Source organism: Mycobacterium noviomagense (assembly GCF_010731635.1).
In the GTDB taxonomy this organism is placed as follows: domain Bacteria; phylum Actinomycetota; class Actinomycetes; order Mycobacteriales; family Mycobacteriaceae; genus Mycobacterium; species Mycobacterium noviomagense.
The window spans coordinates 1,313,709-1,331,591 of the sequence record NZ_AP022583.1; the positions used below are offsets into that span (position 1 = coordinate 1,313,709).

Here is a 17,883-nt window from a genome sequence, read left to right on the forward strand (position 1 = left end):
ACGCGGGCGAAACGGTTGATTAACATCGCCTTTGCGGGGCAATAGTCCGGACAGCTCCGCGTCTGCGGCTAACAGGAGGAGGTTGCCGGTGGGATGACCACGCCGATCTGGATGGCGTCGCCGCCTGAGGTGCATTCGGCGTTGCTCTCCAGCGGTCCAGGGCCCGGGTCGTTACTGGCCGCGGCGGGCGCGTGGAACTCGTTGAGCGCGGAATACGCCTCGGTTGCTGAGGAGCTCAGCACGTTGCTCGCAGGGGTACAGACCGGCGTGTGGCAGGGTCCCAGCGCGGAGTCGTATGTCGCAGCCAATGTGCCGTACCTGGCCTGGCTGATGCAGGCCAGCGCCGTCAGCGCGGCAGCGGCCACCCAGCATGAGACGGCGGCCGCGGCGTATACCGCCGCATTGGCGGCCATGCCGACGCTCGCCGAGTTGGCCGCCAACCATGCGACCCATGCCGTGTTGGTGGCGACCAATTTCTTTGGCATCAACACGATACCGATCGCGCTCAACGAGGCCGACTACGCAAGGATGTGGGTTCAGGCGGCCACCACGATGGCGACCTATCACACGGTGTCGAGCACGGCGGTGGCCTCGACGCCGCAGACCGACCCGCCACCGCAGATCCAGAAGACCAACAGCAGCTCCAGCAGCGGAAGCCAAGACGAGGGGCCGGGCCCTACCGATCCGAGCTGGTGGACAGAGCGCTTGGGCAAAATCTTCAGCGCCTTTGAGAATGAGTTGCTCAATCCGAATCCGACGAACGCCGAGACGCTCTACACGATTCTCACCTACTGGATTCCCCGCTGGGAGGGCGAGGTCTACCTCACGTTCGCTCCGCAGCTGACGCAGTTAACCCAGCTCTCGGTGGGCCTGATCGCCCCGGCGCTGCCGATGGCGGCGTCCGCGGGCCTGGCCGGGCTGGGCGGCTTGACTCAGCCAGCCGCCACAGCACCCGCCGTCCCTGAAGTCGCCGCGCCGGCACCGTCCGCGATCGGACCGGCCGTCGGGATGGCTCCGCCGGCTGCCGCACCCAGCGTGGCCTCGGTGACTGCCCCGGCGCCGTCGCCCACCTCCACCGCGGCCTCTGTTCCCAGCACCGCGCCGCCGTCGGCGCCGCCCGCACCGCCCGCCAGCGGAGGCGAGAGCTTTACGCCTCCCTACGTGGTGGGTCCGCCCGGTGTCGGGCTGGGTTCGACGATGAGCACCGGCGCCGACGCCAAGGAGGAGTCTCCGCAGCCCGATGCCACAGTGGCGGCGGGTGCCGCGTCTGACAGGGCAAAGGCAGAGTGGCGCCGGCGCAGGCGCTCTGGACTGATCGACCGAGGGCACCGCTATGAATATCTCGAGCCGGAATCGGATGACGAGCCCGACGCTTCGGCAGACACCGACGACCGAGTCGCCCCGGTGACGGCCTCGGATCAGGGCGCGGGCATCCAGGGATTCGCTGGAACAGCCCACCAGCCTGGTGCGGGACAAGCGGCCGGGCTGGCCACGCTGAGCGGCGATTCGGTCGGCGGCCCGACCATGCCGATGATGCCAAGCAGTTGGCGCCCCGACACCGACGAGCCTGACATCTGATCGGCGAGTCGGGCCCCGCTGCAGGAACTAGAGCCAGGTGTCCTGGGTGGTGGTGGTGAGAAACGCCTCGAGGTCGTCGCGCCATTGCGCGGGCGTGTTCTTGTCCGGCTCGATGCCGGTGTACTCGCCGCGGTAGAACAGCAGCGGCCGCGGCTTGGTCCTCGGCACCTCAGAGAGCGAATGCACCGCGCCGAACACCACGAAATGGTCACCGCCGTCGTGCACCGATGCAACCGTGCAGTCGATGTGCGCGAGTGTGCCCTCGATGACGGGTGAACCCAGTTCGGAAGGGTGCCAGTCGATTCCGGTGAACTTGTCCGGCTCCTTCGAGCCGAACCGCGCCGAGACGTGCTGCTGCTTCTCATGCAGGATGTTGACGCAGAATTTCCCACTGGCCTCGATGGCCTGCCAGGTACGGGACACCTTGGTCGGGCAGAACAACACCAGCGGCGGATCCAGCGACAGGGCGGCGAAGGATTGGCACGCGAAGCCCGCGGGGGCGTCCTCGTGCATGGTGGTGATGATCGTGATGCCGGTGCAGAACTGACCGAGCACCTGCCGGAAGGTGCGCGAATCAATCGGCGCGGCCGTCATTACTGCCCGCGCGCGCCGACCGTGAAGTCGTGTCCCCACAGGCTGACCGCCGTGCTCTCCCGGGCGATCCAGTCGTGGTCGTCGACTTGTCTTCCCTCGCAACCGAATTCGACGTCGAATCCGCCGGGTGTCTTCATATAGAAGGACAACATCAGGTCGTTGACGTGGCGGCCCAACGTGGCTGACATCGGCACCTTGCGCCGCAGCGCCCGGTCCAGGCACAGCCCGACGTCGTCGGCGTTTTCGACTTCGACCATCAGATGGACGATGCCGCTGGGGGTCGGCGCCGGCATGAATGCCAGGCTGTGGTGGCGCGGGTTGCAGCCGAAGAAGCGCAGCCAGGCCGGCGGCCCGTCAGCGGGGCGGCCCACCAGCTGCGGCGGTAGCCGCATCGAGTCACGCAGCTTGAAGCCGAGCACGTCGCGGTAGAAGTGCAACGCCTCCGTGTCGTCGCGGGTGGACAGCACCACATGGCCCAGCCCCTGCTCGCCGGTGACGAACTTGTGGCCGTACGGACTGACCACCCGGCGGTGCTCGAGCGCGGCGCCGTGAAAGACCTCGAGGCAGTTACCGGACGGGTCGGAGAATTGGATCATCTCGTCGACGCGCCGCTCCGCCAGCTCGGCGGCGGTGGCTTCCTTATACGGCACACCTTCGACGTCGAGCCGATGCCGGATCTCCTGCAGCCCTTCGGCATTTGCGCATTCCCAGCCGGCCACCGAGAGCCGGTCGTGCTCGCCGGGAACGATCACCAAGCGGGCCGGAAAGTCGTCTATCCGCAGATAGAGCGCGCCCTCGGTGCTGCCCTTGCCCTCGACCATGCCGAGGACTTTCAGGCCGTACTCCCGCCACGCCGCCACGTCGGTGGCCTCGATGCGCAGATAGCCCAATGACCGGATGCTCATCTCGCACCTCCGAGGAAGTCAATCGTCAGCTTGTTGAACTCGTCGAATTTCTCCACCTGCGCCCAATGTCCACACTGCCCGAAGACGTGCAGTTGTGCGCGCGGAATCGTCTTCAACGCCACAAGGGCACCGTCGAGCGGATTGACCCGGTCTTCACGCCCCCAGATCAGCAACACCGGTTGGCGCAGCTTGTAGACCTCGCGCCACATCATGCCGGCTTCGAAATCGGCACCCGCGAACGACTTTCCCATCGCCGCCGTCGCTGCCAGCGATTCTGGCGTGCTTGCCAAGGCGAAACGCTGGTCGACCAGCTCCGGGGTGATCAGCTTCTGGTCGTAGACCATGACCCGTAGGAACGCCTCGAGGTTTTCCCGGGTCGGCTCGATGGAAAACTTCCCGAGCCGCTTGACCCCCTCGGTGGGGTCGGGGGCGAACAGGTTGACGCTTAATCCCCCCGGACCCATCAGCACCAGCCGTCCGGCCCGATCGGGGTAGTCGAGCGCGAAGCGGACCGCGGTACCGCCACCGAGCGAATTGCCGACCAGCGGAATACGTCCCAGGCCCAACTCGTCGAACAGGCCCTTCAAAGCTCGCGCCGCATAGCGGTTGAACTGGCCGTGCTCGGCACGCTTGTCCGAGTGGCCGTAGCCGGGCTGGTCGACCGCCAGCACGTGGAAGTACTGAGCCAGCACCGCGATGTTGCGCGAAAAGTTCGTCCAGCTCGACGCGCCGGGTCCACCACCGTGCAGCAGCACGATCGTCTGACCGGCGCCCGCCTCGTGGTAGTGCAGCTTCAGCGGTCCGTCGACGTCGACCTCGACGTAGCGCGAGGTGGACTCGAACGTCAGCTCCTCGGTGATGGTCATCAGACCATCGTGTCGCCGGGGGGGAGCCCGAACTCGTGGTTTCCGAAGATGACGTAGGCCCGCTCCGGGTCGTTGGCCGCGTGCACCCGCCCGGCGTGGGCGTCGCGCCAGAACCGTTGAATGGGAGCGGTGTTGGCCAGCGCGGTGGCACCGGAGGCCTCGAAGAGGCGGTCGATCGAGGCGATCGCGCGGCCGGTCGCGCGCACCTGGTCGCGGCGGGCACGGGCCCGCAGCGCGAACGGGATCTCCTTGCCCGCCGCCAGCAGCGCGTACTCGTCGCCGACGTTGCCGATCAGCTGGCGCCATGCCGCGTCGATGTCGCTGGCCGCCTCGGCGATGCGCACCTTGGCGAACGGGTCGTCCTTGGCCTTCTCACCGGCGAACGCCGCACGCACCCGCTTGCCCTGATGCTCCACATGCGCCTCGTAGGCGCCGTACGCCATGCCGACGATAGGCGCGGTGATAGTGGTGGGATGCATTGTGCCCCAAGGCATCTTGTACACAGGCGCGGTGTTGGTCACAAGCCCGCCGGCGGTGTGGTCGTTCATCGCCTTGTATGACAAGAACCGGTGCCGCGGCACGAAGACGTCCTTGACGTGAAGGGTGTTGCTGCCCGTTCCGCGCAGCCCGACGACATGCCAGACATCCTCGATCTCGTATTCGCTGCGCGGGATCAAAAAGCTGCCGAAGTCCACCGGCCGGCCGTCTTTGATCACCGGGCCGCCGACGAACGTCCAGCTCGCGTGGTCACATCCCGACGACCAGTTCCACGAACCGTTCACGATGTACCCACCGTCGACCACGGTGCCCGCGCCCATCGGCGCATACGACGACGAGATCCGCACATTGGTGTCCTCGCCCCAGACCTCCTCCTGGGCCTTCTGGTCGAACAGCGCGAGGTGCCAATTGTGCACGCCAACGATCGAGCCGACCCAACCGGTGGACCCGCAGGCGCTGGCCAGCCGGCGAGCCGCCTCGTAGAACAGCGTCGGGTCGCATTCCAGGCCATCCCACTGCTTGGGTTGCAGCAACCGGAAGAACCCGATTTCGGCAAGCTCGCTCACGGTCGCGTCAGGCAACCGGCGCAGGTCTTCGGTCTCTTGGGCCCGCTGCCGGAGCTTCGGCAGAAGTTCGTCGATGCCGTCTAGGACCGACTGGGCGTCACGTTGTTCAATGGACGTCACTGGGTTCCTCCATGAGTGCGGACTTCGCTCGGCGACCGATGCGGGCCGTTCGGCCCGAGGAGGAGCCGAGCAATAGGACCTAGGACAGAGACTAGAACACGTTCCGATTTGTGTCGAGCAGGGTATTCCTGCGGCTGGTAGCGCTAGCAATCCAGTTTTCTGTAACCTGTTCTAGTTATGTCAGAGGAGAAAGCCGGGGCCGTGGCCGACGACGTTCCCGACGAGCCGCTCGGCAGCCACGTGCTGGAGCTGCAGGTCGCCGACGTGATCGCCGAGACGGACGAGGCGCGTTCGCTGGTGTTCGCCGTGCCCGACGGTGCGGACATTCCGGCGGAGCGGCTGCGCTATGCGCCCGGCCAATTCCTGACCCTGCGCATCCCAAGCGACCGCACCGGATCGGTGGCCCGCTGTTACTCGCTGTGCAGCTCGCCGTTCACCGACGACGCGTTGACCGTCACGGTCAAGCGGGACAAGGACGGCTATGCGTCGAACTGGCTGTGCGACCACGCCCACCCGGGCATGCGAATCCACGTGCTGGCGCCGTCGGGCAACTTCGTGCCCAAGACGCTCGACGGCGACTTCCTGCTGCTGGCCGCGGGCAGCGGGATCACGCCGATCATGTCGATCTGCAAGTCCGCGCTGTCCGAGGGCAGCGGACAGGTGGTGCTGGTCTACGCCAACCGCGACGACCGCTCGGTGATCTTCGGCGATGCTTTGCGGGAGTTGGCCGCCCAGTATCCGGACCGGCTGACCGTGGTGCATTGGCTGGAGTCGTTGCAGGGGCTGCCCAGCGCGGCGGCGCTGGCGAAGCTGGCCGCCCCCTACACCGATCGCGAGGCGTTCATCTGCGGGCCGGGCCCGTTCATGCAGGCGGTCCGCGACGCCCTGGAATCACTGAAGGTGCCCGCGCAGCGCATCCACCTGGAGGTGTTCCGGTCGCTGGACACCGATCCGTTCGCCGCGGTGACGATCGAAGACTCCGGTGACGAACCGCCGGCCACGGCGGTGGTGCACCTCGACGGTGAGACGCACACCGTGTCGTGGCCGCGCAGCGCGAAGCTGCTCGACGTGTTGCTGGACCGCGGGCTGGACGCGCCGTTTTCGTGCCGGGAAGGCCACTGCGGGGCCTGCGCCTGCACGTTGCGCAGCGGCAAGGTGACCATGGAAGTCAACGACGTGCTCGAGCAGCAAGATCTCGACGAAGGGCTCATCTTGGCCTGCCAGTCGCACCCGGAGACGGATTCAGTCGAAGTCACCTACGACGAGTAGCCGCGGGCGTTAAATTCTGCAGGGGTCGGCGGAACGAGAAGGGAACGGCAGCGCGATGAAGCGGCTGGTGGCGGCATTGGCGGGCGCCGGTCTGTTGCTGGCGGTCGCGCCGCCGGCAGGGTGTCCGGCGGCAAGCAACACTGCCACCACATTGTTTCCGCTCGACGACGGCACACAGCTGCAGACGTTCGCCCGACTCGACTGCGACCGCCGGACAGCCGACGGAGTGACCGGATTTCCGTCAGATTTGTGGTCGCGGCAAAGCACCGAGGTCCGGCCGACCGACCGGCTGGCCTACCTGGACGTCCACGCCAGTGCGCAGTTCGACCGGGTCCACAAAGAGGGCGGTAGGGACGAAGTCACCACGATCTACTTAGGCGAAGGCCCGCCGGAGAAGTATCAGACCACCGGCCGGATCGACTCGACGGACTGGCGCACCGGGCAACCGCGCACCGACGAGAAGGTCATCATGTGCACGCACATCCAGGTGGTCTACAGCGGGGTCAACATCACCTCGCCGAGCACCTGCGCGCAGGCCCGTTTTTCCTGAGCGGTTCTGCATCGAGATTGCGCCCACGGTTGCTATTCGGCGAAAACCACGACCCTCAGTGCAATTTCGCGAAAGAGGCTTACCCGCGCGGCAGGCCGAGCAGCCGTTCGGCGGCCAGCGTGAGCAGGATCTGCTCGGTGCCGCCGGCGATCGTCAGGCAGCGGGTGTTGAGGAAGTCGTGCACCACTGGGTCTTCAACCACGCCGGCGCCCTCGGAGACGTCCATCCGGTACTCGGCCAGCGCCTGCCGATAGCGCACGCCGATCAGCTTGCGGACGCTGGACTCTGCGCCCGGGTCCTTGCCGCCGACCGCAAGCTCAGCGATGCGCTGGTCGAGCAGCGCACCGGTTTGAGCGGCGACGATCAGCAGCGCCAGCTGGTGTTGGCGGGCGGCGTCAAGGTCCAGGTCGGCCACCGCGGCAAGCAGCTCTTCCATCGGGTTGCCCAGCGCGGTGCCGGTGGCCATCGCGACCCGCTCGTTGGCCAAGGTGGTGCGGGCCAGTCGCCAGCCGTCGTTGACCGCGCCGACGACCATCTCGTCGGGGACGAAGACGTCCTCGAGGAAGACCTCGTTGAACAGGGCGTCGCCGGTGATTTCGCGCAGCGGTCGGATCACGATGCCCGGCGAGCTCATGTCGACCAGGAAGTAGGTGATGCCCTTGTGTTTCGGCGCGTCGGGGTCGGTGCGGGCCAGGCACACTCCCCATTGCGCTTTGTGCGCCGACGACGTCCACACCTTTTGCCCGGTCAGCTTCCAGCCACCCTCGGCACGCACCGCCTTGGTCCGCAGCGACGCCAGATCTGAGCCGGCCCCGGGCTCGGAAAACAGTTGGCACCAAAAGATTTCACCGCGCAGCGTCGCGGGCACGAAGCGCTCGATCTGCTCAGGAGTCCCGTGTTCGAGGATCGTCGGTACCGCCCACCAACCGATTACCAGGTCCGGCCGTTCGACACCGGCCGCCGACATTTCCTGGTCGATCAGCAACTGCTCGGCCGGTGAGGCGTCGCGCCCGTAGGGCGCCGGCCAGTGCGGCGCCAGCAGGCCCGCATCGGCCAGGGCAACCTGCCGTTTCTCATTGGGAAGTGCGGCGATCTCGGCGACCGTCGCAGCGATCTGCGGTCGCAGGTGTGCGACGCCGCTGAGATCGATGCTCAGCTGGCGGCGGACGCCGGCCTGGGTCAGGGCGGCGGTGCGGCGCAGCCACCGCGGCGAGCCGCCCAGGAACTGGCCGATGCCGTAGGCCCGGCGCAGATAGAGGTGCGCGTCGTGTTCCCAGGTGATGCCGATGCCGCCGAGCACCTGGATGCAGTCTTTGACGTTGGCTTTGGCGGCGTCGATACCAATGCTGGCGGCAATGGCCGCTGCGACCGACAACTGCCCCGGGTCGGGGTCGGCGGCGGCGTGCGCGGCGTCGGCGGCGGCCACCGCGACTTGTTCTGCGCGGCAAAGCATTTCGGCGCAGATGTGCTTGATAGCCTGGAAGCTGCCGATCGGCTTGCCGAACTGCTCGCGCACTTTGGCGTATTCGACGGCGGTGTCCAGCGCCCACCGCGTCACCCCGGCCGCCTCGGCGGCCAGCACGGTGGCGGCGAGGTCCTCGATCCGCTCCGGGGACACGTCAAGCACCGTCGCCGGTGCGGAAGTCAGCACCACACGAGCCAACGGGCGGGAGAAGTCGGTCGGCGTCAGCGGCTCGACCGTGACGCCGTCGTCGGCGGCGTCGACCAGTACCCACTTGTCGTCGCTCGTCACCAGCAGCAGGCCGCCGTCCGTCGCACCGAGCGCCCACGGCACGGTGCCCGATGCGCGCGAAGCGGTGTCGAGGTGCACGTCGCCGCTCAGGGCCATCCCGGCGGCCCTTTCGCCAGATGCCAGCAGGCCACGCGTTTCGGGGTCGGTGACCACCAGGGTGGCCAGAGCCGTCGTCGCGACCGGGCCCGGCACCAAAGCCCTCGCGGCCTCCTCGACCATCGCGCACAGGTCCTCGATGCTCCCGCCGGCACCGCCGCAGTCCTCGGGCACCGCGACACCGAACAATCCCAGCTCGGCCAAACCGTCGTACCCGGGCCGCCAGGCCTCCGGCTTGCCCTGCTTGATGTCGCGGATAACGTCGGTCGTACCCGCGCCGGCAGCCCAGTCGCGCACCAACTCACGCGCCGCGAACTGTTCGTCGGTCATGGTGGATGGCACGTTGAGGCTCCTCAGTTGACTAGAACGTGTTCTAATAGTGCCAGCGATCAACCGTCAAGTCGACCGCCATCGCAGCAGCACACGACGGTGCACCAGCCGCCCGGAGGTGAGCAATCGACGCTTCGCATGCGTATCGTTTTCAGCGAGACCGCCACAAGAAGGAGCTGCCCGTCCCATGTCCACTGACACATCGGGGTCAGCGAACACCACCTCGGGTCGCGCGTCGAGCGCGCAACCTCGCGAGGTCATGAACGTGGCGGTCCTTGCTGAATCGGAGCTGGGCTCAGAGGCGCAGCGCGAGCGCCGTAAGCGCATCCTGGACGCGACGATGGCCATCGCGTCGAAGGGCGGCTACGAGGCAGTTCAGATGCGCGCGGTGGCCGACCGGGCAGATGTCGCGGTGGGCACGCTGTACCGCTATTTCCCGTCGAAGGTCCATCTGCTGGTCTCGGCGCTGGGCCGAGAGTTCGAACGTATCGATGCCAAGACCGACCGCTCCACACTGACCGGCGGCACCCCGTACCAGCGGTTGAACTTCATGGTCAATAGGCTCAACCGCGCCATGCAGCGCAACCCGTTGCTGACCGAGGCGATGACCCGGGCGTACGTGTTCGCCGACGCCTCCGCGGCCAGTGAGGTCGACCACGTTGAGAGGGTGATCGATTCGATGTTCGCCCGCGCGATGGCCGACGGCGAGCCGACCGAAGAGCAGTACCACATCGCTCGAGTGCTCTCGAATGTCTGGACGTCGAACCTGCTGGCCTGGCTGACCCGGCGGGCCTCGGCCACCGACGTCAGTAAGCGGCTGGACCTGGCTGTGCGACTGTTGATCGGCGACCAGGAGAACGCCAAGAGCTCGGGCTGATCGCAAGCGCGGCGAACGCCGGGCGCAGCGGGTCAGCCCCATTACCTAGGGCGATCGCCACTACGGCGGGCCGGCGGTGCGTCCCCGGATCAATTCGGTATCCAGCACCTCGACGGCCGGCAGCCCTGAGCGCGGCGGCGTCAACACCAACTCGCCGGCGCGACGGCCCTTCGCCAGGCTTGGCTGCGCCACAGTGGTCAGACCGCGCCGGATCGCCTCGGGCACGCCGTCGAATCCGGTGACGGTTATCTGACCCGGCGCGTAAATGCCGCGGGCGCGAAGGTGGTCCATCGCCGAGAGCGCCAGCACATCGGCCGTGCACATCAGCGCAGTGATCCGTGGATTGGCTTGCAGCGCCGCCGCGGCGGCGGTTCCCCCCGAAGTGGGTTGATGCTCATGGCTTTCCACCACCGTCAGCGAATCCGGGTCGAGGCCCGCGGCGGCCATCGCGTCGCGAACCCCGTAGATGCGATCGGCTTGCACATGAAAAGTCGGTGAGCGCAGCCGCTGCGGATCGACCACGCCCTGGTGAGGCTCCCGGCTCAGCCGCATGGTCAGCAGCCCTATCTCGCGGTGGCCGAGTTCGAGCACGTACTCGGCGAGCTCGCGCATTGCCGCACGGTCGTCGATGCCGACGCGGGACACGCCGGAGACATCTTTGGGCTGGTCGACCACTACAGCCGGCAGACGGCGCTGCATAACCACCTGAAGGTAGGGGTCATCCTCGGACACCGAATAGACCACGAAGCCGTCGACCCCCGCGCCGAGCACGGCCGCCGTACCGTCGGCCACACTGCGGTTCGGGCCGACCGCCAACAGCAGCAGGCCCTGGCCCACCGCCTCGCACGATTCCGCCAGTCCCCCAACGAAATTCAACGCCGCAGGGTCGCTGAACGAGTAGGTCAGCTGCTCGGCCATCACCAGACCGACCACACCGGCCTTGCGGGTGCGAAGCGATCGCGCCACCGGATCGGGGCCGGGATAACCCATGCGCTTCGCGGCGGCCAGAACCCGCTCCCGTAGCTCAGCCGAGAGTTGATCGGGCCGGTTGTAGGCATTGGAGATCGTGGTCCGCGAGACCTTGAGCTCGGCCGCCAGGGACGCCAGGGTGGCCCGGCGACGAGGCGGGCCCTGAGCTGCCCGCACAACCGCCGGGTCGTCAGACCCTGCCCGGCGACGAGGCGGGGGGCTCATGCTCCGTGAGGCTACCGCGTAGCGGAGTGAGGACGAGCCGCGCCAGCTAACCCTGTCGCGGCGGGCAGTCGCCTGCGCTACAGTCCGATGGAAACGATTTTCATTAGTTTGCGTAGTCGGGGGCCGGCCGGTGAGAGGAAAACCGACGGTGCGCAGGTCGGCGGTCGGCGTTGCGGCCGGTCTGTCGGCAATGGTCGTCGTGGGCAGTTGCGTTACCGGCTGCGGCAATTCAGCGCATCCGCGTGCGGCCACCGTGGTGGCATCCACCGGCGTGTGGGGCAGCGTAGCGCGGGCAATTGCGGGCCAGCACGTCAGCGTGAAGTCCATCCTGACGAGTCCTGAAGTCGACCCGCACACGTATGAAGTGACGCCCGTGGACGACGCTGCCATCGCCGACGCCGCGTTGGTGGTCTACAACGGCGGCGGCTACGACCCTTGGGCCGAGCGGGTACTGACCGCTCACCCGGCGATCGAATCGGTGAACGCGTACTCGCTGCTTCTCCCAGAATCGGATCACAGCGGCCGCCGCAACGAGCACGTGTTCTACGACTTGAACGTCGCCAAGTCGGTCGCCGCCAAGATCGCCGACAAACTCGCGATGATCGACTCCCGCAACGCGGCTGACTACCGCGCCAACGCCGCCAGGTTCGGCCGCGGCGCGGACGCGATTGCCAACATTGAACACGCCATCGCCACCGCGCATCCGCAGACTCCCGTGATCGCCACTGAGCCCGTCGCCAATTACCTGCTGGCGGCGTGCGACCTGGTCAACCGGGCTCCGGAAAGCTTCACCGCCGCCACCGAGAACGACGACGACCCGTCACCGGCCGACATGGCATACGTGCTGGACCTGATCGGCAATCATCAGGTCTCGGCGTTACTGGTCAATCCCCAGACCTCCACCGCCGCCACCAGCGATGTCCAAACCGCCGCCCACCGCGCGGGCCTGCCGGTGAGCGAAGTGCCCGAAATGTTGCCCAGCGACAGGGATTACCTAGCGTGGCAACGCGATACCGTCAATAGTCTCGCCGCCGCGCTCGGCCGAGGCGAAAGCTCGTGACCCACGACGTCGACCACGTCGTCGACCGCCGCCCCAGCGCCATCTCGCTCAGTGGCGCCCGGTTGGCGTTCGGTGACCGCGTGCTGTGGGATCACCTCGACTTAGCGGTGTCCCCCGGCGAGTTCCTCGCGGTGCTCGGCCCAAACGGAACCGGAAAGACGTCGCTGCTCAAGGTGTTGCTCGGACAACTGCCGCTGAGCGCCGGGACGTTGCTGGTGGGCGGGCAGCCGGTAGCGTCACGCGCCGAGCGCATCGGCTATGTGCCGCAGCACCGCCCAATGGACCGAGGCCTGCTGCTGCGCGGGCGCGACCTCGTGAGCCTGGGCGTCGACGGGCACCGGTGGGGAGTCACACCGTTGCGTCGTGCCGATCGGGTGCGCCGTCGCGAGGCAGTGCGACGCGCCCTGCACCAGGTCAACGCCGAACATCTGGCCGACGTGCCGGTGGGGGTGATGTCGGGCGGCGAACTGCAGCGGGTGCGCGTCGCCCAGGCGCTGGCCAACGACCCGATGCTGCTGCTGTGCGACGAGCCGCTGCTGACGTTGGACCCGGCCAACGCCAGGCTCGTCTCGGCGCTGATCGACCGCTGCCGCCGGGAGTCGGACATGGCGGTGGTGTTTGTCACCCATGAGGTCAATCCGATCCTGCCCTACGTCGACCGGGTGCTCTATCTGGTCGACGGTCGATTCCGGATCGGCAGCGTCGAGCAGGTCATGACTAGCGAGACGTTGTCGGCGCTGTACCGCACCGACATTCAGGTCCTGAAGGTCAAGGGCCGCTATGTCGTGGTCGGGGAGCCGGGCGCCGAACACATGACAACGAACATGTGTGACGGGCCCGCCTGATGAATGACAAGCTCACCGACCTGTTGGATCACCTGTTTTCCTTCGACATCACCGCGCACCTGCTGCACCACGACTTCGTGCAGCAGGCCCTGGTAGCGGCCGCGCTGCTGGGCCTGATCGCCGGGCTGATCGGACCGTTCATCGTCATGCGACAGATGTCGTTCGCGGTGCATGGCTCCAGCGAATTGTCGCTGACCGGTGCGGCTTTCGCGCTGCTGGTCGGATTGCAGGTGGGCGCGGGTGCGCTGGTCGGCAGCGCGGTGGCGGCGGCGTTGTTCGGCCTGCTGGGGCAGCGAGCCCGAGAACGCGACTCCGCGATCGGCGTGGTGTTGGCGTTTGGGCTAGGCCTGGCGGTGCTTTTCATCCATCTCTATCCAGAAGGACAGACCGGCAGCAGTTTTGCGTTGCTGACCGGGCAGATCGTCGGGGTGGGCTACTCGGGGCTGGCGATCCTGGCTGTGGTCAGCGTCCTGGTCGTCGCCGTGCTGGCGGTGTGCTACCGACCGCTGTTGTTCGCCACGGTTGATCCTGAGGTCGGGGCGGCGCGCGGTGTGCCGGTGCGCGCACTCGGCATAGTGTTCGCAGCGCTGGTCGGCGTGGTGGCCGCTCAGGGCGTGCAGATTGTCGGGGCGCTGCTGGTGATGTCGTTGCTGATTACGCCGGCGGCCGCAGCCGCTCGCGTGTTCGCCTCGCCGGCTGCGACGATCGTCGCGTCGGTGGTTTTCGCCGAAGTCTCCGCGGTGGGCGGTCTTCTGCTGTCATTGGCACCGGGTGTGCCGGTGTCGGTTTTCGTCGCCACGTTCTCGTTCCTGATCTACGTGGTGTGCTGGCTGCTCGGGCGGCGGCGGCAGGGAGTAACTAGGCTTTCCAACCGTGGTGGCGGTAGACCTTAACGCCGACTTGGGCGAGGGCTTCGGCGTCTGGCGGCTCGGTGACGACGACGCCATGCTCGCCATCGTCACCAGCGCCAACATCGCCTGTGGTTTCCACGCCGGCGACCCGGCCGGGCTGCTGCGGGTATGCCGCGCTGCAGCCGAGCGGGGCGTGCGGATCGGCGCACAAGTCGGTTACCGCGACCTGGCCGGCTTCGGCAGACGGTTCATCGACGTCGCCGCCCAGGATCTGGTCGCCGACGTCATCTATCAGATCGGCGCGCTGCAGGCACTCGCACGTGTGGCTGGCTCGGCCGTGTCCTATGTGAAACCCCATGGCGCGCTGTACAACACGATCGTGACTCACCGCGACCAGGCTGCGGCGGTCGCCGAGGCGGTGCGCGTGGTGGACGCCGGGCTTCCGGTGCTGGGCTTGGCCGGTTCGGTGTTTTTCGACGAAGCGCAGGCGCGCGGCCTGCGCACTGTGCCGGAGGCTTTCGCCGATCGCGCGTATCGACCCGACGGCCAGTTGGTGTCGCGGCGGGAACCCGGCGCGGTTCTCCACGATCCGGCCGCCATCGCCGAAGGGGTGCTGACCATGGTGACTTCTGGGCACGTCACAGCGGTCGACGGGTCGCAGATTCACATCAGCGTCGAATCGGTTTGCGTGCATGGTGATTCGCCGGGTGCGGTGCAGATCGCTTCGGCGGTAAGGGATCACCTGAAATCCGGCGGTGTCGACGTGAAGGCGTTTTGCTGATGCGGCTCAAGCCCGGGCGTCCCGATATCCGCCGATACGCCGACCGGTTCGACGTGCCCGCAGCAAAAGACGTTGCCCCGCTGTCGGTTACCTGGCTTGGCGTGACGACCCTGCTTCTCGATGACGGGTCGTCCGCGTTGATGACAGACGGCTATTTCTCCCGTCCCAGCCTGCCCATGGTGGTGCTGCGCAAAGTGTCGCCGTCGCAGGCCCGGGTCTACGGCTGCCTGGCCCGGGCCAAGGTGTCCCGGTTGGAAGCAGTCATCCCGGTGCACACCCACATCGATCACGCGCTGGACTCCGCGCTGGTCGCCGAAGCCACCGGCGCACGTCTGGTCGGTGGGGAGTCGGCGGCCAACGTCGGTCGCGGCCACGGCTTGTCCGATGACCGGCTGGTCGTCGCGGTACCGGGTGAGCCAATCAGGTTGGGAGCATTCGACGTAACGCTGATCGAGTCGCGGCATTCTCCACCGGACCGGTTTTCCGGCGCGATCACCGCGCCCGTACGGCCGCCGGTGAAGGTGTCGGCCTACCGGTGTGGTGAGGCGTGGTCGGCGCTGATCCATCACCGGCCCTCGGGCAGGCGGCTGCTGATTCAGGGCAGCGCCGGGTTTGTGCAAGGTGCGCTCGCCGGTCAACAGGCCGAGGTGGTGTATCTCGGTGTGGGCCAGCTGGGTCTGCTGCCGCGGTCATATCTGCTGGACTACTGGACCGAGACGGTGCGCGCGGTGGGTGCGCGACGAGTGGTGCTGATCCACTGGGACGACTTCTTCCGCCCGCTGTCAAAACCGTTGCGGGCCTTGCCGTATGCGGCCGACGACCTGGATGCGTCCCTGCGCATCCTGGATGAGCTGGCCGCCCAGGACGACATCGCGCTACACATGCCGACGCTGTGGCGGCGCGAAGATCCGTGGATCTGACCGTTGACACTTGTCCTCGCCCTGGTGCTGCTTGCTGTCGTACTGGGCTTCGCAGTCGCGCGCCCGCGCGGCTGGCCTGAGGCGTTCGCGGCGGTCCCTGCGGCCGCGCTTCTGATCGTGGTCGGTGCGATCTCGGTGCACGACGCGGCGGCGGAAGCAGCTCGGCTGCTGCGCGTCGTCGCGTTCTTGGGCGCGGTGTTGGTGCTGGCGAAGCTGTGCGACGAAGAGGGGCTATTCGAGGCCGCCGGGGCTGCGATGGCACGGGCCCATGCCGGGCCGTCGCGGCACCTCCTGCGGCAGGTGTTCGCGATCGCCGCCGTTATCACCGCGGTGCTGAGTTTGGACGCCACCGTGGTGTTGTTGACGCCGGTGGTGCTGACCACGGTGCGCTGGTTGCGTGCGCCGGTACGGCCGCACGCCTACGCCAGCGCACATCTGGCCAACGCCGCCTCGCTGCTGCTTCCCGTCTCGAATTTGACCAACCTGCTGGCCTTTCACGTCGCCGACCTGTCGTTCGTTAAGTTCACGCTGGTGATGGCGTTGCCGTGGGTGGCCGCGGTGGCCACCGTGTATCTCGTGTTTCGCTGGTTTTTCGCCGCTGATCTGCGCGTGGTGCCGGACCGCCACGAAGTCGGTCCACCGCCGCAGCTGCCGCTGTTCGCGTTGGTGGTGGTGGCGCTGACGTTGGCCGGATTCGCGATCGCCGAGGCTGCCGGCGTGTCACCGGCCTGGGCGGCGCTGGCGGGGGCCTTGGCGCTGGCTGTGCGAAGCCTCAGCCATCGCCGCACGTCAGCAGTGGAGATCGTGCGCTCGGTCAACGTGCCGTTCTTGGTGTTCGTGCTGGCGCTGGGTGTGGTGGTGCAGGCAGTCATGCTCAACGGCCTGGCCACCCACATGTGCGCGCTGATTCCGGCCGGCCGCGGGTTGCTCGCACTGCTCGGTATCGCGGCGGTGGCCGCCGTGCTGGCCAACATAGTCAACAACTTGCCCGCGACACTGGTTTTGGTGCCGCTGGTGGCGGCGAGCGGGCCCGCCGCGATCCTGGCGGTGCTGCTGGGGGTGAACATCGGCCCGAATCTGACCTATGCCGGTTCACTGTCGAATCTATTGTGGCGCCGGGTTCTTCGCCGCTATGACGTGCCCGCCAGCGTCGGCGAGTACACGCGGCTGGGCTTGTGCACCGTGCCCACAGCGCTGCTGACCTCGGTGGTGGCGCTGTGGGTCAGTGCGCGACTGCTGGGCCTGTAGCCGGCTGGTATGCCGGTGGCAGCGGCATTCCGAGTTCGGCCATTACCGTGCGCAGCTGGGTGGGATAGTTGGTGATGATGCCGTCGACACCGGCGGCGATCTGTGCTCGCATGGTCGCTGCGTCGTCGACCGTCCATGGAAACACTTTGAGCCCCAATGCATGTGCCCGATCGACGAACGCATCGTCGACCAGTGTGTAGCTGGGTGAGACGATGTCGGCGCCAACCATCTTGGCGCCAACGAGCGGATCGCTGACGAAGGCCGGGTTGAGCCCCGCCAGCCATGGCGAATCCGGTGTCCACGTCGCCTCGTTCCATAACGCCACCAGTGGAATTCGCGGCTCGGCTTGCCGCACCATCGGCAGCGGCCGCCAGTCGAAGCTCTCGATTTCGACTCGGTCGACCTTATCCGCGGACCTGACCGCGCCCAGGATGACGTCGACGAATTCTTCAGGCGATGCCGACGTGGCCGGATTGGCGGCGTCCACCTTGGTTTCGATGTCGTAGCGCACCTCGGCCCGGTAAGAGTCGGTCAGCGCGAACACCTCAGGCAGGGTGGCGATCTTGTTGCCGCGCACGACTTCTGCATGCGGAAATTCGGCAAGCAGCTTGCCGCAGTCAAGCGTACGGATTTGCGCGACGGTGAGGTCGTGCACCAGCTTTCCGACGTATGGATATTGCGGGTCGCCGGCGAAAGCTGGCCCGGTGTCGGCGCACTTTGCCGGGTCGATGGTCAGGTCGTGCCAGACGACCGGTTGATGGTCCTTGGTGATTCCGATGTCGAATTCCAGTGTGGTGACGCCTACTTGGAGTGCTTTGGCGAATGCGCGCAGCGATTCCTCGGTCGTCTCGCCGCTTCCGCCGCGGTGCGCCACCAGGTCGAACGTCGTTGGTTGTGCGGCCGCACTCGGCAGCGGACCCAAGAGCGCAAGCAGAATCGCCAGCAGGGTGCCGAGGCGACGACCCAGACGACCCACGCGCGC

The 17,883-nt window shown here is 67.2% G+C and carries 17 protein-coding genes; 10 read left to right on the top strand and 7 right to left on the bottom strand.

Annotated features, from left to right (window positions below; genetic code table 11):
* The first annotated feature begins 93 nt into the window (after positions 1-93).
* A complete protein-coding gene (locus G6N15_RS06180) occupies positions 94-1,578 on the top strand; it encodes a PPE family protein (protein WP_083085523.1) in 1,485 nt (494 codons plus the stop codon).
* A 27-nt stretch (positions 1,579-1,605) separates the two neighbouring features.
* On the opposite strand, the gene hsaB is transcribed toward G6N15_RS06180, so the two are convergent.
* The 4 genes from hsaB to hsaA are packed head-to-tail and all read right to left on the bottom strand — an operon-like array spanning position 1,606 to position 5,127.
* Positions 1,606-2,172: a 3-hydroxy-9,10-secoandrosta-1,3,5(10)-triene-9,17-dione monooxygenase reductase subunit gene (gene hsaB, locus G6N15_RS06185; protein WP_083085525.1), complete on the bottom strand. Its 567-nt coding sequence runs from the start codon at positions 2,170-2,172 to the stop codon at positions 1,606-1,608.
* On the bottom strand, positions 2,172-3,077 hold the full coding sequence (hsaC, locus tag G6N15_RS06190; RefSeq protein WP_083085528.1) for an iron-dependent extradiol dioxygenase HsaC: 906 nt from the start codon (positions 3,075-3,077) through the stop codon (positions 2,172-2,174). Before hsaC ends, hsaB begins: the two co-directional genes overlap by 1 nt.
* Complete coding sequence (hsaD, locus tag G6N15_RS06195; protein ID WP_083085529.1) at positions 3,074-3,943, bottom strand: 4,5:9,10-diseco-3-hydroxy-5,9,17-trioxoandrosta-1(10),2-diene-4-oate hydrolase; 870 nt, start codon at positions 3,941-3,943, stop codon at positions 3,074-3,076. The genes hsaC and hsaD overlap by 4 nt, the downstream gene beginning before the upstream one ends.
* Positions 3,943-5,127, bottom strand: a complete 1,185-nt coding sequence (gene hsaA, locus G6N15_RS06200) for a 3-hydroxy-9,10-secoandrosta-1,3,5(10)-triene-9,17-dione monooxygenase oxygenase subunit (protein ID WP_083085530.1) — start codon at positions 5,125-5,127, stop codon at positions 3,943-3,945. The genes hsaD and hsaA overlap by 1 nt, the downstream gene beginning before the upstream one ends.
* Positions 5,128-5,304: 177 nt before the next feature.
* Here hsaA and G6N15_RS06205 point away from each other — a divergent pair, with 177 nt between their 5' ends.
* Positions 5,305-6,396 (top strand): ferredoxin--NADP reductase, encoded by a 1,092-nt coding sequence (locus tag G6N15_RS06205; RefSeq protein ID WP_083085531.1) that lies wholly within the window; start codon positions 5,305-5,307, stop codon positions 6,394-6,396.
* 55 nt (positions 6,397-6,451) lie between these two features.
* On the top strand, positions 6,452-6,946 hold the full coding sequence (locus tag G6N15_RS06210) for a hypothetical protein (RefSeq protein WP_083085532.1): 495 nt from the start codon (positions 6,452-6,454) through the stop codon (positions 6,944-6,946).
* Positions 6,947-7,025: 79 nt separating this feature from the next.
* Here the strand turns inward: G6N15_RS06210 and G6N15_RS06215 are convergent, their stop codons facing one another.
* The gene (locus G6N15_RS06215; protein WP_083085533.1) at positions 7,026-9,137 is read right to left on the bottom strand and encodes an acyl-CoA dehydrogenase; all 2,112 of its coding nucleotides are present in this window, start codon (positions 9,135-9,137) and stop codon (positions 7,026-7,028) included.
* A 253-nt stretch (positions 9,138-9,390) separates the two neighbouring features.
* Here G6N15_RS06215 and kstR point away from each other — a divergent pair, with 253 nt between their 5' ends.
* On the top strand, positions 9,391-10,002 hold the full coding sequence (gene kstR / locus G6N15_RS06220) for a cholesterol catabolism transcriptional regulator KstR (protein WP_163748269.1): 612 nt from the start codon (positions 9,391-9,393) through the stop codon (positions 10,000-10,002).
* Between the two features lie 60 nt (positions 10,003-10,062).
* Here kstR and G6N15_RS06225 read toward each other — a convergent pair whose 3' ends face one another.
* Positions 10,063-11,196: a LacI family DNA-binding transcriptional regulator gene (locus G6N15_RS06225; protein ID WP_083085536.1), complete on the bottom strand. Its 1,134-nt coding sequence runs from the start codon at positions 11,194-11,196 to the stop codon at positions 10,063-10,065.
* 190 nt (positions 11,197-11,386) lie between these two features.
* Here G6N15_RS06225 and G6N15_RS06230 point away from each other — a divergent pair, with 190 nt between their 5' ends.
* From G6N15_RS06230 to G6N15_RS06255, 6 genes are read left to right on the top strand one after another with little or no spacing between them, the layout of a single operon-like run.
* Entirely contained in the window at positions 11,387-12,256 is an 870-nt protein-coding gene (locus G6N15_RS06230; RefSeq protein ID WP_083085616.1) for a metal ABC transporter solute-binding protein, Zn/Mn family, read from the top strand.
* The gene (locus G6N15_RS06235) at positions 12,253-13,101 is read left to right on the top strand and encodes a metal ABC transporter ATP-binding protein (RefSeq protein ID WP_083085539.1); all 849 of its coding nucleotides are present in this window, start codon (positions 12,253-12,255) and stop codon (positions 13,099-13,101) included. The genes G6N15_RS06230 and G6N15_RS06235 overlap by 4 nt, the downstream gene beginning before the upstream one ends.
* Positions 13,101-13,994 carry a metal ABC transporter permease gene (locus G6N15_RS06240; RefSeq protein WP_083085541.1) on the top strand — a complete coding sequence of 298 codons (894 nt, stop codon included), beginning with the start codon at positions 13,101-13,103 and terminating at the stop codon, positions 13,992-13,994. Before G6N15_RS06235 ends, G6N15_RS06240 begins: the two co-directional genes overlap by 1 nt.
* Positions 13,975-14,733, top strand: a complete 759-nt coding sequence (locus tag G6N15_RS06245) for a LamB/YcsF family protein (protein WP_083085542.1) — start codon at positions 13,975-13,977, stop codon at positions 14,731-14,733. The genes G6N15_RS06240 and G6N15_RS06245 overlap by 20 nt, the downstream gene beginning before the upstream one ends.
* The gene (locus G6N15_RS06250) at positions 14,733-15,653 is read left to right on the top strand and encodes an MBL fold metallo-hydrolase (protein WP_083085543.1); all 921 of its coding nucleotides are present in this window, start codon (positions 14,733-14,735) and stop codon (positions 15,651-15,653) included. Before G6N15_RS06245 ends, G6N15_RS06250 begins: the two co-directional genes overlap by 1 nt.
* Before the next feature lie 3 nt (positions 15,654-15,656).
* Positions 15,657-16,901, top strand: a complete 1,245-nt coding sequence (locus G6N15_RS06255) for an SLC13 family permease (protein WP_083085544.1) — start codon at positions 15,657-15,659, stop codon at positions 16,899-16,901.
* On the opposite strand, the gene G6N15_RS06260 is transcribed toward G6N15_RS06255, so the two are convergent.
* Complete coding sequence (locus G6N15_RS06260; protein ID WP_139797714.1) at positions 16,876-17,868, bottom strand: glycerophosphodiester phosphodiesterase family protein; 993 nt, start codon at positions 17,866-17,868, stop codon at positions 16,876-16,878. The genes G6N15_RS06255 and G6N15_RS06260 overlap by 26 nt on opposite strands.
* Positions 17,869-17,883 lie beyond the last annotated feature (15 nt).

Bases quoted from the DNA above. Each gene is read 5' to 3' on its own strand.
- G6N15_RS06180 (WP_083085523.1), top strand. From the start codon at position 94: ATGACCACGCCGATCTGGATGGCGTCGCCGCCTGAGGTGCATTCGGCG.
- hsaB (WP_083085525.1), bottom strand. From the start codon at position 2,172: ATGACGGCCGCGCCGATTGATTCGCGCACCTTCCGGCAGGTGCTCGGT.
- hsaC (WP_083085528.1), bottom strand. From the start codon at position 3,077: ATGAGCATCCGGTCATTGGGCTATCTGCGCATCGAGGCCACCGACGTG.
- hsaD (WP_083085529.1), bottom strand. From the start codon at position 3,943: ATGACCATCACCGAGGAGCTGACGTTCGAGTCCACCTCGCGCTACGTC.
- G6N15_RS06205 (WP_083085531.1), top strand. From the start codon at position 5,305: ATGTCAGAGGAGAAAGCCGGGGCCGTGGCCGACGACGTTCCCGACGAG.
- G6N15_RS06210 (WP_083085532.1), top strand. From the start codon at position 6,452: ATGAAGCGGCTGGTGGCGGCATTGGCGGGCGCCGGTCTGTTGCTGGCG.
- G6N15_RS06225 (WP_083085536.1), bottom strand. From the start codon at position 11,196: ATGAGCCCCCCGCCTCGTCGCCGGGCAGGGTCTGACGACCCGGCGGTT.
- G6N15_RS06230 (WP_083085616.1), top strand. From the start codon at position 11,387: ATGGTCGTCGTGGGCAGTTGCGTTACCGGCTGCGGCAATTCAGCGCAT.
- G6N15_RS06240 (WP_083085541.1), top strand. From the start codon at position 13,101: ATGAATGACAAGCTCACCGACCTGTTGGATCACCTGTTTTCCTTCGAC.
- G6N15_RS06250 (WP_083085543.1), top strand. From the start codon at position 14,733: ATGCGGCTCAAGCCCGGGCGTCCCGATATCCGCCGATACGCCGACCGG.